At 60.8% G+C, this 19711-nt stretch carries 20 protein-coding genes; 15 read left to right on the top strand and 5 right to left on the bottom strand.

Features of this window, described 5'->3' with window-relative positions:
- The first annotated feature begins 4 nt into the window (after nucleotides 1–4).
- From KHO30_RS00555 to KHO30_RS00530, 6 genes are all read left to right on the top strand, one after another.
- The gene (locus tag KHO30_RS00555) at nucleotides 5–739 is read left to right on the top strand and encodes a FadR/GntR family transcriptional regulator (protein ID WP_093635036.1); all 735 of its coding nucleotides are present in this window, start codon (nucleotides 5–7) and stop codon (nucleotides 737–739) included.
- 500 nt (nucleotides 740–1239) lie between these two features.
- Entirely contained in the window at nucleotides 1240–2280 is a 1041-nt protein-coding gene (locus tag KHO30_RS00550) for a sugar ABC transporter substrate-binding protein (RefSeq protein ID WP_211700927.1), read from the top strand.
- Between the two features lie 8 nt (nucleotides 2281–2288).
- Nucleotides 2289–3275, top strand: coding sequence for an ABC transporter permease (locus KHO30_RS00545; RefSeq protein ID WP_244862776.1), 987 nt, complete (start codon nucleotides 2289–2291; stop codon nucleotides 3273–3275).
- Nucleotides 3275–4045: an ATP-binding cassette domain-containing protein gene (locus KHO30_RS00540; protein ID WP_211699741.1), complete on the top strand. Its 771-nt coding sequence runs from the start codon at nucleotides 3275–3277 to the stop codon at nucleotides 4043–4045. Before KHO30_RS00545 ends, KHO30_RS00540 begins: the two co-directional genes overlap by 1 nt.
- A 326-nt stretch (nucleotides 4046–4371) precedes the next feature.
- Nucleotides 4372–5457: a serine hydrolase domain-containing protein gene (locus KHO30_RS00535; protein WP_211699740.1), complete on the top strand. Its 1086-nt coding sequence runs from the start codon at nucleotides 4372–4374 to the stop codon at nucleotides 5455–5457.
- A gap of 214 nt (nucleotides 5458–5671) precedes the next feature.
- Nucleotides 5672–6616, top strand: coding sequence for a cupin domain-containing protein (locus tag KHO30_RS00530; RefSeq protein ID WP_211699739.1), 945 nt, complete (start codon nucleotides 5672–5674; stop codon nucleotides 6614–6616).
- Here KHO30_RS00530 and KHO30_RS00525 read toward each other — a convergent pair.
- A complete protein-coding gene (locus tag KHO30_RS00525; RefSeq protein ID WP_211699738.1) occupies nucleotides 6613–7572 on the bottom strand; it encodes a LysR family transcriptional regulator in 960 nt (319 codons plus the stop codon). The two genes, KHO30_RS00530 and KHO30_RS00525, sit on opposite strands and share 4 nt — an antisense overlap.
- Before the next feature lie 330 nt (nucleotides 7573–7902).
- Here KHO30_RS00525 and KHO30_RS00520 point away from each other — a divergent pair, with 330 nt between their 5' ends.
- Entirely contained in the window at nucleotides 7903–8220 is a 318-nt protein-coding gene (locus KHO30_RS00520; protein WP_211699737.1) for a DUF4148 domain-containing protein, read from the top strand.
- A gap of 359 nt (nucleotides 8221–8579) precedes the next feature.
- Nucleotides 8580–9701, top strand: coding sequence for a YncE family protein (locus KHO30_RS00515; protein ID WP_211699736.1), 1122 nt, complete (start codon nucleotides 8580–8582; stop codon nucleotides 9699–9701).
- A gap of 51 nt (nucleotides 9702–9752) precedes the next feature.
- Here the strand turns inward: KHO30_RS00515 and KHO30_RS00510 are convergent, their stop codons facing one another.
- From KHO30_RS00510 to KHO30_RS00495, 4 genes are all read right to left on the bottom strand, one after another.
- Nucleotides 9753–10010 carry a hypothetical protein gene (locus KHO30_RS00510; protein ID WP_211699735.1) on the bottom strand — a complete coding sequence of 86 codons (258 nt, stop codon included), beginning with the start codon at nucleotides 10008–10010 and terminating at the stop codon, nucleotides 9753–9755.
- The gene (locus KHO30_RS00505; protein ID WP_093635045.1) at nucleotides 10007–10423 is read right to left on the bottom strand and encodes a VOC family protein; all 417 of its coding nucleotides are present in this window, start codon (nucleotides 10421–10423) and stop codon (nucleotides 10007–10009) included. Before KHO30_RS00505 ends, KHO30_RS00510 begins: the two co-directional genes overlap by 4 nt.
- 20 nt (nucleotides 10424–10443) lie before the next feature.
- Nucleotides 10444–10962, bottom strand: a complete 519-nt coding sequence (locus KHO30_RS00500; protein WP_211699734.1) for a helix-turn-helix domain-containing protein — start codon at nucleotides 10960–10962, stop codon at nucleotides 10444–10446.
- A 104-nt stretch (nucleotides 10963–11066) separates the two neighbouring features.
- Nucleotides 11067–11951, bottom strand: a complete 885-nt coding sequence (locus KHO30_RS00495) for a LysR substrate-binding domain-containing protein (protein ID WP_211699733.1) — start codon at nucleotides 11949–11951, stop codon at nucleotides 11067–11069.
- 167 nt (nucleotides 11952–12118) lie between these two features.
- Here KHO30_RS00495 and KHO30_RS00490 point away from each other — a divergent pair, with 167 nt between their 5' ends.
- From KHO30_RS00490 to KHO30_RS00460, 7 genes are all read left to right on the top strand, one after another.
- Nucleotides 12119–12970, top strand: coding sequence for an ABC transporter permease (locus KHO30_RS00490; protein ID WP_211699732.1), 852 nt, complete (start codon nucleotides 12119–12121; stop codon nucleotides 12968–12970).
- 4 nt (nucleotides 12971–12974) lie between these two features.
- On the top strand, nucleotides 12975–14021 hold the full coding sequence (locus KHO30_RS00485; protein ID WP_211699731.1) for an ABC transporter ATP-binding protein: 1047 nt from the start codon (nucleotides 12975–12977) through the stop codon (nucleotides 14019–14021).
- Nucleotides 14022–14051: 30 nt separating this feature from the next.
- The gene (locus tag KHO30_RS00480; RefSeq protein WP_211699730.1) at nucleotides 14052–15152 is read left to right on the top strand and encodes an extracellular solute-binding protein; all 1101 of its coding nucleotides are present in this window, start codon (nucleotides 14052–14054) and stop codon (nucleotides 15150–15152) included.
- A gap of 10 nt (nucleotides 15153–15162) precedes the next feature.
- Complete coding sequence (locus tag KHO30_RS00475; RefSeq protein WP_211699729.1) at nucleotides 15163–15993, top strand: ABC transporter permease; 831 nt, start codon at nucleotides 15163–15165, stop codon at nucleotides 15991–15993.
- Between the two features lie 58 nt (nucleotides 15994–16051).
- Complete coding sequence (locus tag KHO30_RS00470) at nucleotides 16052–16540, top strand: TIGR00725 family protein (RefSeq protein WP_143131708.1); 489 nt, start codon at nucleotides 16052–16054, stop codon at nucleotides 16538–16540.
- 106 nt (nucleotides 16541–16646) lie between these two features.
- Complete coding sequence (locus tag KHO30_RS00465) at nucleotides 16647–17846, top strand: porin (protein WP_211700926.1); 1200 nt, start codon at nucleotides 16647–16649, stop codon at nucleotides 17844–17846.
- 281 nt (nucleotides 17847–18127) lie between these two features.
- Nucleotides 18128–19588 (top strand): trypsin-like peptidase domain-containing protein, encoded by a 1461-nt coding sequence (locus KHO30_RS00460; RefSeq protein WP_211700925.1) that lies wholly within the window; start codon nucleotides 18128–18130, stop codon nucleotides 19586–19588.
- Nucleotides 19589–19711 lie beyond the last annotated feature (123 nt).

The raw sequence follows: 19711 nt of genomic DNA, 5'->3' as shown, positions 1-19711 counted from the left end.
GACCATGGACTATCGTCATCTGCAGCAGCGCAAGAGCCTGCATGGCCGCATCGTGCAGGAGCTCGGCATGGATATCGTCGGCGGCAAGCTGCAGCCGGGCCAGCGCTTGCCTGCAGAGGCCGACCTGTGTGAGCGGTACGGCGTTAGCCGCCCCGTGCTGCGCGAGGCCACCCGTGTGCTCGTGGCGAAAGGGCTGGTCGTGTCGAAAACGCGTGTAGGCAGTGTTGTGAAGCCTCGCGCGGAATGGCACATGCTTGACCCCGATGTCCTGTTCTGGACGATCAACAGTGTTCCAGAAGGCGAATTCTTCAGCTCACTCCTGACCGTACGCCGCGTGATCGAACCCGCGGCAGCGGCGCTCGCCGCCACGGCTGCAACTAGCGACGATCTTGCGCGTATTGCATCGGCTTACGATCAGATGGAGCGCGCCGAAACCGCAAGCGCGCTACTGGATCCCGACCTCGAGTTTCACCGCGCCATCATGGCGGCTACTCACAACGACCTGCTGGCCTATATCGGCAACATGCTCTCGCTTGCCCTGACGGAATCGATCAAGCTGACGAGTCGTCATCCCGACACGCACGCGCTTTCGTTGCCGCGGCACAAGGCGATTCTTACTGCAATCCAGAGTCGTGACCCGTTGGGCGCGCGACATGCAAGTCTGGTCCAGCTCGACAATGCGCGCGTAGACGCCGAGCGCGTTCTGGAAACCGGCAGCCAGTTTCAAACAGAACCCTGATACGAACGGGTCGGCTGAGCCCAACCATTGAGCGAAGCGCTTCGTTCTTCCTGTCTCTTTCCTTCCAGATGCTAACTGGATAGTAATACTATTAAAGTGGCCTATCGTTCAGATCATTTCGACAACGCACGACCTGTGGCTGGCGAGTGAGGCCCATCCTGTCATTGTGTTGCGCAGCACGGCGGGACGCGAATACAGAGCACTGCGCTGCACCGCAAAAATTTAATTAGTCCGACTAGTTAAGGGTATACATCGATTAGTAGGCAATAGGGCGTGATATAGCATTTTCTGGAGGGTAGTCATGCGTACGCGCGTGCACGTGGGTTTCATGAAAGGAATGATTCCCGGCTCCGGTGCTGTTCTTGCCGGGGCTTTTCCTGCTTGCGCCGTCATGGACATTGAAGTGTTCAACAACTGAGAGACGGGAGACTGAGATGACGCAAGCGAAGGAAGACAAAGACCAAACGGACCAAAGGGACCAAAAGGACGAAGTGCAAGGCATGCGTCGCGGCTTGCTGCAGGGCGCGGGCCTGTCCGCAGCATTGGCGCTGATGGGTGGAATGATCACACCGGCGCAGGCGGCTGAAGCCGGATCGTTCCCAGCGCACAAACGGTGGAAGATCGTATTCGTCAACCACGTCACAACGAATCCGTTCTTCGTTCCCACGCAATACGGCATTCAGGATGCGACCGCGTTGCTGGGCATGGACTATCAATGGACCGGCTCGGCCAATGCCGACATCGGCGAAATGGTGAACGCCGTCAACGCGGCGATTGCCGGGAAAGCTGACGCAATCGCCGTACCGATCGTCGATCCCAAAGCGTTCGACAAACCCATCCAGGCCGCGCTCGACGCCGGCATTCCCGTGTTCGCCTACAACGCTGACGCGCCCTCGGGTTCGACGAATCCGCGCCTGGCCTATATCGGTCAGGATCTTTATCTGTCCGGCTACCAGATGGGCGAGCGAATCGTCAGCCTCATCGACAGCGGCCTCGTCGCGCTCTTTATCGCCACGCCCGGCCAGCTCAACATTCAGCCCCGGCTTGACGGCGCAGCGGCTGCCATCAAGAAATCGGGCAAGAAGATCGACGTGCAGACCATCGCAACCGGTGCGACCGTCAACGAAGAACTATCGAAGATCAAGTCCTTCTTTCTCGGCCACCAGGATCTCAAAGGCATGTTTGCCGTGGATGCGGGCAGCACCCAAGGCGTTGCCGAGGTGATGAAAGAATCCAACTTGCCCGCCAAAGGTGTGCACGGCGGGGGCTTTGATCTGTTGCCGCGCACGGTCGATCTGATCCACGAAGGATTCCTGGACTTCACGATCGACCAGCAACCCTATGTACAGGGTTTTTATACGGTGCTGGAGGCCTTCATCTTTCTTTCATCCGGCGGCCTCGTTGGGCCGGCCAATATTAACACCGGCCTGAAATTCGTCACCAAGGGCACCGTCGATCCTTACCTGACCACTTCGACGCGCTATGAAGGCAAAAGCACGAAGGCCCAGATCGTGCCACGCACAGGCGCGATCAAAGGGTGAGCTCTGCCGTGCCGAATCAACCACCCGCTAAACGCCCGAGGCGCTGGTCAAGCGCGCTCGGACGTTCCAGCGAGATTCGCATTCTTGCCGTCGCACTCATCCTTTGCATCTACTTCGAGACAGTCAACCATGACTTCCTGCTGACCGGCGCGAGTCTGCAGAATCTCTCACAGTTCATCGCCCCGGTGGCGATCATTGCCTTTGGTGAAATCATGCTGATGATCGGGGGAGAGATCGATCTTTCCGCCGGGATGGTTTTTGCGTTTGCGCCTTTCATCATGCATTTTTCTCTCGAGGCTGGCCTGCCGGCATGGCTTGCGATGTTTATCGGCGTTATTGCCGCAGGACTCGTCGGGCTCATTAACGGCGCGGTGACGGTCTATCTGCGCATCCCATCTTTTGTGACGACGCTCGGTACGTTGTTCTTCGTGAACGGCCTCACGCTGACGATCTCGCGAGGTACACCGGTTTCGCCACCGGAGGATTCCGTATTTGCTGCAGTCATGGGGGGATGGGGATATAGCGAGATCATCTGGACGCTGGCCATCGCCGCGGTCATGCACGTGCTGCTTCGCCATACACGCTGGGGTTTGCATACGATCGCGTCGGGCGCTAATCCGTTGGGCGCGAGTGAGGCAGGGATACAGGTCCGGCGGCTGAAGCTCGGCAACTTTATTCTTGCCGCGTTACTGGCGGGCTTGACCGGGATTCTGGAGGGTTTTCGCATCACGTCGATCGATCCGCAAGCGGGCGGTAATCAGATCATGTTTCTTGCCGTTGCCGCAGCCGTGATTGGCGGCACGCCGCTCGCCGGTGGATCGGGCACGATCATCGGTGGGCTGATTGGTGCGGCGGTGCTTGGCATTCTCAACGACGGTTTCACGCTGATCGGCATCAACGCCTTCACCTTCAACATGATTCTCGGCGCGGCGATCCTCGGGGCCATGATCTTCAACATCCACGTGGTTCGTCTCGCGCGCAAAGGGGAGTTGTGATGGCCGAGGTGCTGGAGGCGCTGCGCGGTGAGGATATTGTCAAACGTTTCGGCGCGGTCACCGCGCTCGACGGCGTGTCGCTGACGCTAAGACAAGGAGAGATCCTTGGCGTGCTGGGTGACAACGGGGCGGGCAAATCGACCTTGATCAAGATTCTGACCGGGTTTCATCAGCAGACCAGCGGCAAGCTTTTTGTAGGTGGCGAGGAGACCATGCTTCGCTCGGTCGATCACGCCCGTTCACTCGGCATTGAATGCGTCTACCAGGATTTGGCGCTCGCCAATTCGCTGAGCATTTATCACAACATGTTTTTGAATCGGGAGATCATACGTCGAGGCCCGTTTCGCTTGCTGAACAATCGCGCCATGCGTGAGCGCGCCGCGGAGTGTCTTGAAGAAATCGGCGTGCATGTGCCTTCGGTCGATTTGCCGGTCGAGCAGCTTTCCGGAGGACAGCGACAGGCTATCGCGGTCGCGCGTGCGGTTAATTCGAATGCCAGGATATTGCTGCTCGACGAGCCGCTCGCTGCAATGGGCGCCCGCGAGGCCGGACTGATCATCGACCTGATCCTTCGACTCAAGAATAAAGGTGGCCTGTCCATCATCATGATCATGCACAACTATGCGCAGACGCTCGACATCGCGGACCGCGTGATGCTGATGCAGCGCGGACGTGTCACTTACCAGCGGGAAGCAGCCAGCACGTCCGTCGAGGAACTGATGGATATCGTGCGACGCGAATATCGGGCAATGCGGGCAACGACAAACTGACATCGCGCGGTACGTTGCCGATCGGTGTTTCCTCACCTACTTGATAGTCACCAGCAACTGTCGCCGGTCTCTAACGTGCGACATTGAATCTCTTCGTGTGTGCGAAGGGTCTTACCCACGTGCGTCCCACTTCGTAATATTCAGCAAGATTGTGCTGATCCCCTTGCCAACGGAATATCGGCAGTCCGTCGTTTAAAAACGGAGTGTTCGAAATGATTCTTTGATAACGTTCCAGGCCGCACCGATACGTGATTCCAAAGGGTTCGTGGAGTCAATTCTGAAACGTTCTTCGTTCGGACGGCAACAACGTGCGTTGGCTACAGGAGATGAGTTTGAAAGTTACTCGCAGGGCCTTCCTTGCACTTGCCATCGCTGATCTGGTGGCGCAGAGCTCAATCTCTTTCGCGGGCCAGTCATCTGACGCGATAGATTGGCCGGGAGCAGAGTGGGACCGTATCGCGCCCGAACAGGCAGGATGGTCGGCCGATGCGCTCACGCAGGTTCATGCCTATGCTCAATCGATCGGCACCGCGACGCTCGTCATCGTGCATCGCGGCCGCATGCTTGGCAGCTTGGGCGACATTACTCGCAAGCTACAGGTCAATTCAGTACGTAAAAGCCTTCTCAGTGCGCTGATTGGCATCGCTGTTGCAGAGAAAAAAATCGATCTCGACGCAAGCCTGGCAAGCCTGAATATCGACGACACACCTCCCGGTCTGACCGATGCAGAGAAAGAGGCAACGGTTCGGCAGTTACTCCAGGCGCGTTCCGGCGTATATCATCCGGCGCTTTACGAAACAGTTGGAGAGAAGCGACTGCGGCCTGCTCGCGGTAGTCATCCTCCCGGCACGTTCTGGTATTACAACAACTGGGATTTCAATGTCCTCGGTGCGATTTATGAACGTGCGGTCGGGGCATCGATTTTCGATAGCTTTCGGCAGCGCATTGCGAGTCCGATCGGCATGCAGGATTATCGTCCGCAGGATGGGCATTACCTCCGCGGACCGGAGTCCATGTATCCGGCCTATCTGTTTCATCTGAGTGCGCGCGACCTGGCTCGTTTCGGCTTGCTATACCTTCGGTCCGGCCAATGGAATAACGAGGCTATTGTTCCCACAAGCTGGGTCAGCGAAAGTACCCGGGCCTGGTCGGAGAATCACCTTCATTCCGGATATGGCTATCTCTGGTGGACCGGATTGGCCGATCGACGCACTGCGGTGATGGATCTGCCACCCGGTGGTTTCTGGGCCGATGGTCACGGTGGCCAGTTCGTGGTGGTCGATCCCGTGAACGACATTGTCGTCGTTCATCAGACCGACGGGCGGAAGGTCACTGAACGGCAAATGGGCCATTTGATGTGGTTGATTTATACGGCCGCCCGCGTTAGCGATCCCGGGGCCGACCCTGTTTAGGCAAGAAGGTAACGATCGTATCGCCCGCCATCTCGAACAACCAGCTACTGCTCCAAAGCGTACGCACGGTATGCCCCTTTGCGCAAAAGTGATTTCGATTTCCGGCACTTCTGAGGCCAGCGGCCCGCACCTATAGTCAGGTCAGCTTTCGGACGCTAACCCCAACTTCATGAGGGGACCCGGACGAAATCCGCCTAACCCAAAGGAGCAGACCATGTTGACCAGGACATCCCCGGCGCTTCTCGCCGAACCCGCTACTGCAACCTTGGACGCGCAATACTTCGAGTACACGTCGTCCGCTAATCCGATCGGCGCGAAGCTCATCTCGCGCGTGCCTTTCCGCAATTTCCCGCCTTCGCTGTACGCGGATGGCGCAACGCGAGTTGTGCCGCTCGACCTCTCCGCGGAGTTGGGTTGCCCCGGCCCCGCGACCGGCCCCGGCTTGAGCGCCAATTTCCTGCGCATCAACGCAGGCGATGCGTTGACGCTTGCCCCGAACGCGACCTCGCAGGTCTGCTATGTCATTAGCGGGACCGGCAGCGTGACGCAGGCCGAAACGAGCTTCCCGTTCGCGCAGGGCGATTTCTTCACGCTGCCAGGCGGCGATGCTGCCGTGCTTTCCGCCGCAGCGACGGCCACGCTCTATTACGTCAACGACGCGCCGTTGCTCACCTATCTCGGCACGACCGGCGTCCGCGCGCGCTTTGCGCCGACGCTCTATCCGGCCGCCCAGGCGCAGGCGGAATTGCGCAGGGTTTCGGAAGAGGCCAATGCGGGCCGCCGCAACCGCATCAGCGTGTTGATGGGCAACGCCAATTTCCCGCAGACGCGAACGGTCACGCATGTGTTGTGGGCCATGTTCGGCATCGTGCCGCCCAACTCGATCCAGAAGCCGCACCGTCACCAGTCGATTGCACTCGACTTCATCGCTGGGGGCAGTCCCGGCGTCTATACGCTGGTGGGTACCGAACTGGACGAGAACGGCAATATCGTGAATCCGACACGCGTCGATTGGGAAGCCGGGATGGCGTTTGTTACGCCGCCGGGATACTGGCATGCGCATTTCAATGAAACGAACGAAAACGCTTATGTGATCCCGATCCAGGATGCCGGCTTGCAGACCTGGCTGCGCACGCTCGATATCCGCTTCGCCCGTTAAGGTTCAATCGCCAATGCGAGTCCGTCGTCCCAGTACGGCGGCTCGCCAAACATCTCGGCGTAGAAATCCACGAACGCGCGCACTTTCGACGAGACGATTTTCTTCGGCGGGTAGACCGCCCAGACCGCGGGTTCGGTTCGCCCCGTGCGTGCTTCCCATTCAGGCAGCACGTGCAGCAGGTGCCCTTCGCGCAGAGCTGTAGACGCGAGCCATGTCGGCAGGAGCGCAAGGCCGCAGCCAGCCACGGCGAGTTCCAATACGGCTTCGGAGTCGTCTGCGCGCAAGCGCCCTTGCAATTCCACCAGCACCTGTTCCTGTTCCGGCGATGCCTGTGCATCCGCGACGCGCGTGAAAGACCATTTATCGTCCGGCAGCAGGGACAAGCGAAGCGTATCGTGCGCGGCCAGATCTTCAGGGACAAGAGGCATCCCGCTGCGTTCGAAATATGCCGGGCTGCCACAGACGATACGACGATGCGGCGCAATGCGTTTAGCCATCAACGAAGAGTCGGGCAGCACGCCGATACGGATTGCCACATCAATGCCGGCTTCGATCATGTTGAGCGTTTCGTCGGTCGACACAATATCGAGGCCGATGTCGGGGTAGCGCGTCATGAACGCCGGCAGATGCGGCACGATATGCCGGCGCCCGAATGCCGAGGGCATCGTGACGCGCAGCACGCCTTGCGGTGTGAGATTCAACGATGACGTAACCTGACGTGCGTCGTCGAGCGCCTGCAGGGCAATCATGGCGTGTTCGCGAAACAGTCTGCCCCCTTCTGTCAGGACGAGTCCCCGTGTTGACCGGTTGAACAGAGCGATGCCCAGATCCTTTTCGAGCTCGCTGACGTAGCGCGAGACGGTCGAGGTCTTGACCGCCATTTCATGGGCTGTCTTGCTGAAGCTCTGCAGCTCCGCTGCGTTGATGAAGGCCCGTACCGCGGCAAAATAATCCATAGTTATATTTCCCGCGTGAAACAACGGACTAGTTGTGGCAAGTAAAAAATTCATCCTCGAAAAAATGCGAGGCGACTGACTGTCAACGGTCGACGTGCGTGTGTCGCTGTGAGTGTCGAAGGATAACCCCTTAGTTATCACTCTTGCAGCAAGAAACGGGGAACTGCCAAAGCGAACATGACACCAATGTAATGTGAGCGTCAGCGTGCATCCATCTTCACCGTACAGAATAAGGAACACTCACTCACGTTTCTACGATGTGGTGAGATCGGAGGCTTCAGTCACAGTGGCGTGAAGCTGACCAAACTCAAGTTCGGGAGATATTTCATCATGAAGACCCTTATCTATGCAGCGTTGATTGCCGGCGTATTCGCCGCTCCAGTTGCCTCTTTCGCGCAGGACGCTACGGCTCCGCTAACACGGGCCGACGTACGCGCGGATCTGATTCGCGTAGAACAGGCCGGCTACCGCCCGGCCGCCAAAGACGTGCACTACCCAGACGATATTCAGGCAGCAGAGGCGCGTGTTCAAACGCAGAATGTCGCGGCGCAGGGGAGCATGGATGTAGGCGGAACGTCGGATGGCTCATCGCAGGCGGGTGCGCCGACGGCAACCGTAAATACTCACTCGATCTATTTCGGTCACTGAAGTTCGCGGACCTCACAAGCCATCGTTGATTACTTCTTTCGGCGTATTGAGTGAATCGCCGTCTGAAAATACCAACATCGGCGAGATGAGCAAGCGCCATGGAATGTTTCAGATCCATTACAGGTATGGCATTCACTGAATGCAGACCATAAATAAGTTTTACTTTCCGATTTTCCACTGCGCCGCCATTGTGTGAGCCATACAGCCGCATCGATGGGGAATGTTGTTATCTGTTCAGATGGACTTTTCTTAAGATTCCTTAAGAAATGGTTCATCGATCGAAAGCGGTGGGAAAGTCAAATACTCAGGCCAATCCGTGGACCAGCGGTCAAGCCAATAAACGGAAAGGAGACGAATCGATGGAAAAGCGCCTGATGGCCTTGATATTGCTCGCTGCAGCCACATTGGCCGGTTGTGGGGGCGGAGATAACGTCAGCGGACCGACATCGCCAAAGCTACTGACGAATATCGCCGTGCCCAATGCTTCGAGCCCGCCATTCAGTTTCGACATCGGCTACGTCGAGGCCGGCAAGTACTTTCTGACCGACCGCAACAACAAAGCAGTCGATGTCGTAGACACCAAATCGAACACGTTGATCGCCCAGATCCCGGGTCCATTCATCGGTGCCGGCGCCACGACAAACGAGTCCGGTCCGGACGGAATTGTAGGTATCACCGGCACGAACACGATCTATGCCGGCGACGTCGATTCAGTCAAGGTGATCGATACGGCTGCGCAAAAGACGGTCAACACCATCACCATCAGTAATTCCGGACAGCGCGTCGACGAGGGTTGCTACGATCCTGACGATCATCTCGTGATGTACGCGAGTCCTGGAGACTCACCGCCGTTCGTCACGTTCATTTCCACGCTGACACAAACGGTGCTGGTAAAGCTTCCTTTCAACGGTTCGTCGGGGCTGGAAGCATGCACATATGATTCTGCCTCGAAGAGCTTTTTGATCAACAACGACGGGACCGCTGCCAATCCCGAGGGCGAACTCGATGTCATCACTGCCAGCTCCGCGGTGGCGGGAAGTCCTGCTGTCAGCAAGTCGTTTCCATTAGGGAAATGCGGACCGACGGGCATCGTGCTTGGTCCGAATAACGACGTGCTCATTGGATGCGATCCACCCGCCGGCGATCCGCTCATCACGCTGATCCTCGATCGCACGAGTGGCGCAATTCAGGCCAGCCTGCCATTTGGCGGGGTGGACCAGGTCGGTTACGATCCGGCGTCCAACCGCTATTTCCTGCCGGCCCGGCACTACGTGACGAGCGGGATTGCCGCCGCCTCAGGGTTTAGTCCGCAGATGGGCGTAATCGATGGTGCATCACGGCAGTTGCTCTTTAAGATTGCGGTGGGCACAGGCGCGCATTCTGTCGCCATCGACAGTTCGCTTGGGCAAGTGTATGTGCCGTTCCAGCCCGGCGCGGCAGGCTTCCCCAACGGCGGCATTTCAGTGTTCTCGACCCACTAGACTTATCACCAACGCCCCAGGCAGGCTCAGCTCGCACGATAGGGCCGTTCTTCAGGCGAGCGGCGCCTCCTGGTCTCCAACAGAGCGCTGCGGGCTTCGAAGGCTGCGGTCGGGGCTTAAGTACGGCAAAGCAAACAGGTAGAGCCCCGAGAGCAACAGAAGGGCCAGCGGCAGCAGCGGCGCGTAGGTGATCCAGGGCGGCGGGAGACCGCTTCCCCGGGCCATGGCGACAAAGTTGGCGATAACCGTCAGCGTGAAGGCGATGGATATCCACCGGTGAGACCGACGAATCCAGGCGCTGGTATTCATTTCGTGCTCCTCGGCGCCTGGATCATCTTCCAGCCATTGCCGGCAGGGTCGCGGAAACCGGCATCGACGCTGCCGAAGCGGTCTATCGGCTCCTGCGTGAATTCCACGCCGCGGGCTTTCAGCTGGGTGTAGCTGGCGCGACAGTCGTCCACTGAGAGAACCAGGGGCGGCATGGCTCCCTTGGCGACCATGGCGCGCAAGGTTTGCGCAGTAGCGTCGTCGTGGATGGGTGGCCCGGGTGTGAACAGGCCGAGCTGGAACGAGGGCTGATCCGGATGCTGGACCGTGAGCCAGCGGTAGGGACCGTTGCGCACGTCCGTGTGGACGCGGAATCCGAGCTTGTCGACGTAGAACGTGAGCGCTTCGTCCTGGTTATCGACGTACAAGCCCACGACATTTACACCTTGGTTCATGGCACCTCCCTGGTTGATGGTCAGAATGTATCTTTGGCCATGCGGCGGCGCTTCTCCAAAACTGCGATGTTGAGGTCGGGGCGTTGCGCGGCCTTGAGGACGCAGGCGGGCACACGGTCGAGCAGAGGCATGTTGGCCCGAGCCTCGAGGCGCAGGGCGCTGGGGCTTTGACCGGTGATGTCACGGAAGATGCGGCCGAAAGTGCCGAGGCTCTCCCAGCCGGTGGCGAAGGCAATTTCCGTGATGCCGAGCTCGGTGTCGCGCAGGAGGGTGGTGGCCTGCTCGATGCGCCGCGTCAGCAGGTAGCGGTGCGGTGGGAGGCCGAAGGCCCGCTTGAAGGAGCGCGCGAAATGGGCCTCGGAGACGCCGCTGACCTCGGCGAGGCGCTTGACGGGCCAGGCCTCGTGCGAGGCGGCGTCCATGCGGTCCTTGGCGCGTAGCAGGCGGCGCAGCAGGGCCGGGTCTTGCAACGCGTCGGCGCCGACCGGTGTGGCGGACGAGGCAAGCGGCTGGGCGTGATGGTCTTCGCGACGGGGCATGAGGTCCGAGGGGGCCGAAGGTATCCGGCTAGTTTAGGCTCAACACGGGTACCCGCAAAGCGGCGCACTGGCGCCCGCCGATGTGTGTCTTGGCGTATCGACTCTCAGACCTTGGACAACATCCATTCCCGGAACCGCTTCAACCCCGGTTGTGTTTCCATGCGCCCCGGGAAATAGCAGAGATAGTGTCCATGATCGACGTCGATCGGGGCCGTCAGCGGTTCGACAAGCGTGCCGGCGGCGAGATTGTCGCGCACGAGAAAGGCTGGGATGAGCGCTAGTCCCAGACCGGCCTGAGCTGCCTGGATCAGCACGGAGTATTGCTCGAAGCGCGGGCCTGCAAGCACATGCATGTCGCGGACATCGTAGAACTCGGTCCATTGACTCCATACCTGTTCAGCCTGGCTGTGCAACAGCCGGGGTACGCGCGCGGCATCCTGCAACCGGCGTAACGCATACCGTTGCTGACATTCAGGCGCGCAGACCAACAGAAAAGTACGCCCGTCGATGTAATCGCATTGGACGCCCTCCCAACTTCCATCGCCATAGCGGATAGCCGCGTCCAGATCCAGCGGAAACGGATCGCCGTGCGCGAGGTGCCGGCTGAAGCTGATCGTGAGTCCTGGGGTGCTCGACAGGAATTCCGGTAGCCGCGGAATCAGCCATTTGGTCGTGAACGTCGGCACGCTCGCGATCGTCAGCACGTCGCTCTGCCCGGCGGCGCTCATGAGTTCGAGCGACGCGTTGCCCAGGTCGCGCAACGGGGTGGCCACGCGCGCGAGGTAAAGGCCGCCCGCCCGGGTGAGCGCAAGATTGCGGCCGTCCCGAATGAAAAGCTGCACACCGAATGAATCTTCCAGGCTGGCGATCTGCCGGCTGACTGCGCTCGGCGTCAGTCCCAGTTCGCGCGCTGCTCTCGAGAAGTTCAGATGCTTGGCGGAGCTCGTGAAGGCGAGTAATTCGGTGAGGTTCGGGTAAAGGTGTTTCATCGTTCTGGCGTCGAAGTATTCCGGATGCGCACAGCGCAATGCGTGTTTTGTACGTTTTTTTCATGACGACGCCATGTCGCATCCGCACACTTGCAAGCAAATCGAAATCTTGCGCCCCGTCCTGTCAGGGCGCGCGGGTTTCCATCCGTTTCACGAGGAAAGCTTGCATGCAAACGCCTGCCGCACCGGTCATCCAGCCCCATGTTCCCGCTCGTCACAGCAGCGGGCGCTTTGCGTCGATCCAGCGCGTCGTCTTTCAGGCCGTAGTGGTGCTCTTCGCGATCTATATGCTGCTGCCGATCGCTCTACTGCTGATCGGCGCGTTCGGTGAAACGTGGACCAACACAATGCTGCCGACCGGCGTCACCGGACACTGGTTCGCCGACCTTGCCGCCAACGCGAGTTTCCGCCGTGCTTTCGGCGTGAGCCTGATGGTCGCCCTGGCCTGCTGTTGCGCGACTGCCGTGATCGGTTTGCCGCTCGCGTATGCGCTGCACTACCACTCGCTCTCCGGGCGCGGCATGACCGCGCGGCTGGTCGCGTTGCTGCCGGTCGGGGTGCCGGCGCTCGCGCTGGGCTTCGGTTACATCGCCATCTTCAGCGGCGACACGCTGCCCTGGCTCGGATCGTTGTCGTTGCTGATTGCTGCCCATACGGTGCTGACTTTGCCGTACCTCACGCAAACACTGCTTAGCGACTTGCGCCACCTCGACATCGCGCGCCTCGAAGCCTGCGCTGCGACGCTCGGCGCCACGCCGCTGCGGCAGTTCTTCACGATCGTTTTGCCCAACCTCCGGCAGAGCCTGTTCTCGGGACTCGTCATGGTGGCCGCACTGTCGATCGGAGAATTTCAGGTGTCCAACCTGATCGCCGGTTTTCGCTACCGGAACTATCCGGTCGTGTTGCTGCAGGCGTTTTACGGCGCGACCGGCATGGCGTGCGCCGCCACCGTGGTGCTGCTTTGCCTCGCGGTGATCGCGACCCTGGTATCGATCAACACTGTCCAACGACTGAAGTAAAACGATGAGCCTCCATTTCGACAACGTGAGCTTTACTTATCCCGGCGCGCAACACGGTATCGAAGCCGTCACGCTGTCGGTCACGCCGGGAGAACTGGTCGCGGTGATGGGCCGCAGCGGTTCCGGCAAGTCGACGATCCTGCGCTTGACCGCGGGTCTCCTGGACGGCTATCGAGGACGGATCGCGATCGACGGGCGCGATGTGGCGGGCGTTCCGGTGTGGCGCCGCGAGGTCGGCATGGTGTTCCAGCAATACGCGCTTTTCCCGCATCTGAACGTGCTGGACAACGTGGCCTACGGGCTGCGGATGCGCGGCATCGATGCTGCGAAACGCCGGGCTCGCGCGCTCGACATGCTCGAACGGGTCGGTCTTGGCGAACACGCCGCGCGGCGTACGACCTTGCTGTCGGGCGGACAACAGCAGCGCGTCGCGCTGGCCCGTGCGCTGGCATTCGAACCGAAGGTGCTGCTGCTCGACGAACCGCTTGCCGCGCTCGACGCAGGCATCCGCCAGCAGCTACGCGACGAGATTCGCACGCTGCAGCGCGCATGCGGCGCCACAACCCTGCTGGTCACGCACGATCAGGACGAAGCGTTGAGCCTTGCGGACCGCGTGGCCGTGGTCGACGGCGGGTGTGTCTTGCAGGTGGATACGCCTGAACGTCTCTACGAGCAGCCAGTATCGACGCAGGTCGCACGCTTCGTCGGTCATTCGAGCGTGATGCCGGGGCGCGTGATTGCGAACGGCACGGTCGACGTTTCCTTTGCGCTGCTGTCCGCCGATACCCGTGCTTTCCGCCCTGGCGACCAGGTCGAGGTACTGCTTCGCCCCGAGCACGTGCAGCCCGATCCGCCGGCGAACGCGGTCAACCGGCTCGCCGGCCGCCGCGCCGAGGTGCGCTACTTCGGCGCGACGTGCCGCTACGACTTCGTTCCGGATTCCACGCAGAAGCCGCTTCTGTGCGAAGGGCGCCGTCTTGCCGAACACGCTATCGCGATCGACCCCGAGCACCTGCGCGTACTGCCCGCGCAGACCAGTCAATTTTGCTAATTCACCTTCCTTGTTTGACGGAGAACCAGAATGTTTGCAGGGCTTAGTCTTTTGTCGCGAGTCCGCCGCATCGCCACAGTTGTTTGTGCGTTGTCGGTACTGACCGCCGCGTCCGGCGCACATGCCGCGCCGGCCGCGCCGCTTTACCCCGGAGAAGACGCGTTGTACGCGAAGGCCGCGGATGAAGGACTCGTCGTCTCGTTCGACACCGGTCCCGAATGGGCCAACTGGAAGGCGCTGTTCGCTGAGTTCAGAAAGCGCTATCCGAAGGTCGAGATTACGTACAACGATATCGGCTCGGCGGCGACCGTGGTGGCGCTCGACAAGTCGCGGCGGCGTCCGCAGGCCGACACGGCGTACTACTTTGCCGCGTCCGCACTGGACGCCGTCAACAAGGACGTAGTGGCGCCGTTCAAGCCAATCAATTTCGACAAACTGCCGCCGGTGTTTCGCGAGCGCGACGGCCGCTGGTTCACGGTCCATTCATTGAACATTGCCCTGCTGGTCAACCGGAAACTGATCAAGGACGTCCCGCAAGGTTGGGCCGATCTGCTCAAGCCTGCATACCGTAACTCGGTGGTCTATCTGGATCCGCGTTCGACCGGCCAGGGACAGGTCGCGGTCTTCGCCGCGGCTTATGCGTTCGGCGGTAGCGTCGACAATCCGAAGCCGGGTGCCGACTTTTTCGGCAAGTTGCGCGAAGCGGGCAACGTGATGCGTGTCGAAGGCACCACTCCCTACGCGAAGTTCGTCAAGGGCGAGATTCCGATCCTGATCGGCTACGAAAACGACGGTCTCAAAGCGAAGTACGCCGACGGTATGGGCGACGCCGTCGAAGTCGTGATCCCGAAGGAAGCCACGGTGTCCGCACCGTACGCCATGAGTCTCGTGAAGGACGGCCCGAATCAGAATGCGGCGCGTCTGTGGTTGAACCTCGTCATGAGCGACGTCGGCCAGGCACTGTTCGCGCAAGGGTATGTGCGTCCCGCTGTGGCTGACGTGCAACTCTCCGCGGACATCCGCGCGAAGATGCCCGACGTGCCGCAGATGCATCCGCTCGACGTGGTCAAAGCCGCGGCGAAGAAAGCGGAAGTCGACCAGTTGTGGGCGCAGGCCGCGCTCGCTAAATAAGGGGCGGCAGATGGGGACCTCCTCGATGAACGAAGGGCTGGCGCGGCGCTTCGGCGCGGTTCCGGCGGGCCTTCTTCTCGCCCTGTTCTTCGCGCTGCCGCTCGGCGCATTGCTGGTCTCGGCGGCTGAGGGGAACGGCGCGGCCTTCGTGCGCCTCGCCCATGATCCGCTGGTGGTCAGTGCGCTCGGTCACTCGCTGGCGCTGGCGTGCGCTGCCGGCACCGTGTCGCTGGCGGTGGGGCTGCCGCTTGCGATGGTGCTGGCCGGACAGCCGCCGCAGCGGCGCGGCTGGTTGCTCGCGTTGCTCGGCGTGCCGTTGGCGTTTTCCGGTCTGGTGATTGCGTACGGCTTCATTCTCGCCTTCGGCCGCGCCGGCTTCGTGACGAGCATCTTCGCTCGCCTCGGCGCCGACCCGGCCACGGTCGGGGCGTTGATCTATACGACTGCGGGTTTGGTCGCGGCCTACGCGTACTACCTGATCCCACGCGTGGCGCTGATGCTCTATCCGGCGATCGCCAACCTGGACCGCCGTCCGATCGAAGCCGCGCTGACACTGGGCGCGACACCGCTGCGAGCGCTGTTCGACGTGGCGTTGCGGGAACTGTGGCCATCGATCGCCGCGGCCTGGTGTCTCGTCACATCGATCGCACTCGGAACCTACGGTACTGCACTCGCGCTCGCCGGGACGCAGATCAATATCCTGCCGCTACTGATGTACCTGAAACTTTCGGACGGACAGACGGATTTCCCGCAGGCAGCCGCGCTTTCGCTGGTGTTGATGGCGGTTTGTACGTGCGTTCTGGCACTAGGAGAATGCCTTGCACGGCAACGACGACACTGAATGGTCCAACGCAGCGTATCTGGCGCTGCAGAGACTTGCGGTTCACCAGACGGGGCCGATGCGGCATGCGATGCCGGTCGGATTGATCGGTCCAAGGGAAGCCACACCGGAACAACTGCAGGCGGCGAGAAGCCTGAGCTACGCGTTAGCGGGAACCGGCATGACGATCCTCTGCGGTGGCAAAGGCGGGGTGATGGAAGCGGCCGCGTTCGGCGCGAAACGCGCGGGCGGCATCGTGGTCGGCCTGCTGCCCGAGGACGATGCGAACGAGGCCAATCCGTTTCTTACCGTGGCGCTGCCGACCGGATTAGGTATTACACGAAATGCGTTGATTGCGCGCGCCTCGCTCTGTCTCATCGCGATTGGGGGCGGGCTGGGCACGTTGTCAGAGATGGCGCTTGGCCTGCAATGGAACAAGCCCGTCTTCACCCTGCTAGGCGCACCTTTGGTACGGGGGGCCGAGGTGTTCGACGATGTTGATACGCTCGTCGCCAGTGTGGCGAACTGGCTTGTAGCCGCGAGACAGACGCAAACAGCCAAAGAATGAAACGGAATACGGGCGCGAGTCACCGGCTCGCGTCCGAGGTTCCGATGTAACAGGCATCTCAATCAGTTTGATCACTTCTCTCTAATAAATAGGCATCCTTATCATGATGAAAAAAACCACCGTTACATTACTCGCGATGAGCAGCCTGTCGCTCACCGCACACGCGCAGAGCAGCGTGACCCTGTACGGGATTGTCGACGCGGGTCTTGGCTATACGAGCGGCCAACGCGTCGTGCAGACCAAGGGTGCGGCAGGCAAGCCGGCCGTCTACAGTAATGGATCGAGTTATGGGTTTGCGAGCGGCACCTGGTCAGGCGATCGCTGGGGGCTGAAGGGCAACGAAGACCTGGGTGACGGCCTGTCGGCGGTGTTCCAGTTGGAGAACGGCTTTAATATCGGTACGGGGCAGCTCGGTCAGGGCGGCCGCGAGTTTGGTCGTCAGGCATGGATGGGATTGTCGAGCACCAGACTCGGCAAGCTCACGCTGGGTCGCCAGTACGATCCGATCGTCGACTTCGTCGGCACCATCAGCGCGGGCACCTTCCTGACGGGCATGGGCGCGCACCCCGGCGATCTGGATAACATCGACAATCAGGCGCGCGCGAGCAACTCGATCAAGTACACGAGCCCGGTATTTTCGGGGCTTCAGTTCGGCGCACTGTACGGTTTCGGCGGTCAGGCGGGCAGCGTCAAGAACCAGAACACGTGGAGCCTGGGCGGCCAATACACGCATGGTCCGTTCGCCATCGGCGCGGCCTACATGCAGGCAACCAATGCTTACGGGGCCGATGGCGGCGCCTGGACCAGCGCGTATGACGGCACATTCGCTTCGTCGATCAACGAAGGCTTTGCGTCGGCAAAGAGCCAGCAGATCATTGCAGCTGCAAGCACATACCAGATCGGCCAGGTGACGCTCGGCGTGTCGTACAGCAATACGCAATACCAGGCCGGCAGCTTCTCGTTGTTCTCCGGCAAAGAGACGTTCAACTCGGCGGGCGCGACGGTGTCCTGGCAGGCGACGCCGGCGCTGCGTATCGCCGCAGGTTACGACTACACGCAGGGCAGTTCTATCAAGGGCGAGTCGGCGCCGAAGTACAACCAGTTCAACCTCGCCTCGTATTACTTCCTGTCGAAGCGCACGGCACTTTACGGCCTCGTCGGCTACCAGAAGGCGAGCGGCAAGACGCTCGACGCATTCGGCAATACGGTCAGTGCGACCGCTTCGGTTGGCGATGTGGGGAACGGAATTTCGTCGGCAAGCAACGTGCAAACACTCGTTCGAGTGGGTATCCGGCAGACGTTCTAAGTGTTCGGCGGCGCGCGTCGCCGCCTCGCCAATCGGCGTCACGTAAACCGGATGTCCGACACGCACTTCAAGCCGAGTCGCGGCGCTGCCGCGACTCGCTGTGCCGGCCGCAACCGGACCCCAGGATTAGCACTCCCTGTAATTTCTCCGGCCTCTCCGCTATAAATCATAGTAGGGGAGGGTCGCGTATTGTCGTACCGGCACGGTCGATACATTCGTGTATCGATCGGCCTGTGATCGCGCGCCTATCCCTGGCATCACGACCGCCATGGAGGTGCATTGTGTTTGCCCCGACTCTCGCGCGCACGTTGCTCCACGCTGCTTTGATAGCGGCGTTTCTCTCCGGTTATCTATGTCTGCCTCCGACGACGAATGCCGCGGCCGTTGCTCCGCCGCCTGTGAAGGAGAAGCGGGTTCCACCGGCTAGCGCTTCAGCGTCGGTTGACTTCCCTACGATCGTGGAGCGATACGGACCAGCCGTCGTGAATATCAGCGCGACGGCCTCTGAGCAAGCATCGTCGGGACCCGCTCCCGCAGTGATCGATGCTGACGATCCCATACTTGCTTTCGTCAAACATGTGACGCCGAAATCGCAGGCGTCTCAGGACAGTTCGGCGCGCGCCATCACGGGTATGGGCTCCGGTTTTATTGTCACCCCTGACGGCCTCATTCTGACCACCGCCCACGTGGTGGATCAAGCCGACGAAGTGACGGTCCGACTCACCGATCGACGCGAGTTCAAGGCGAAGGTGCTGGCGGTCGACGCTCAGAGCGACGTCGCATTGATTCAGATCGATGCCACGAAGCTGCCGACCGTCAAACTTGGCGACTCGTCGCGGGTGCGCGTCGGCGAATCGGTCCTGGCGATCGGCTCGCCCGACAGCTTCGCGAATACCGTTGCCGCCGGCATTGTCAGCGCCACGTCCCGCACGCTCCAGGATGGAAGCAGTTTTCCCTTCTTTCAAACCGATATCGTGGCCAACCCGGACAATTCGGGCGGCCCGCTGTTCAACCGTGCCGGCGAGGTGGTCGGCATCGACGTGCAGATTTACGCGGACTCGGACAGGTCCCCCAGCCTGGCGCTTGCCATTCCGATCAACATGGCGGCCAAGGTGCGATCGCAGGTGCAAGCCGCGCAAGCGACCTCTCCTGGCGGTCTTGGCGTAGAGGTGCAGGACGTCGGCCCTGGACTCGCCGTGGCCTTCGGCCTGCCGCGACCGGCAGGTGCGCTGGTCAATTCCGTCGCGCCCGGCACAACGGCCGCCGCGAGCGGCCTCAAGCCAGGCGACGTGATCGTCCGGATCGGCGACAAGCCGATTGATCGCTCGACCGACCTCGGCGAGAATGCGGCCGCTTTGCCGCCCGGGACGAAAACCACACTCAAGCTGATCCGCAATCGAAGGCCGATGACGCTCACTGTCATGGTCGGCGTGTCTGCGGAAAGCCCCAAAGCTCGACCCGCCGAAGGCGGTTCAGGGGACCGCCTGGGCTTGAGCATGCATCCGCTGAATGAGGACGAGCGGCGCGCGAACGATCTGGCGGTGGGTCTGATGGTGGACGGCGTTGACGGGGCGGCGGCGAGCGCCGGCATCCAGCCCGGCGATATCGTCCTGTCGCTCAATGACACGCTGGTCGAAACGCAGGCGGACGTGAGCGCGCTGGAAGCAAAGGCTGGGAAACAGGTCGCCGTGCTGATCCAGCGCGGTCGCGCGCGCAGTTTTGTTTCGGTCGCGGTTAGATGACCAGCAGGCTTGCGCCAGCGCGCATTCCAACCAGGGTTAACCCATTCGAAACGAGGCGGCAAAGCACATACAGTTCTGACATACCAGCAGGCTTCAGACGCGGGTAGATCTCCGCCGGGGCGT

The organism is Paraburkholderia aspalathi, from assembly GCF_905220735.1.
Lineage (GTDB): Bacteria > Pseudomonadota > Gammaproteobacteria > Burkholderiales > Burkholderiaceae > Paraburkholderia > Paraburkholderia aspalathi.
This window is presented reverse-complemented; position numbering and strand designations above follow the sequence as displayed.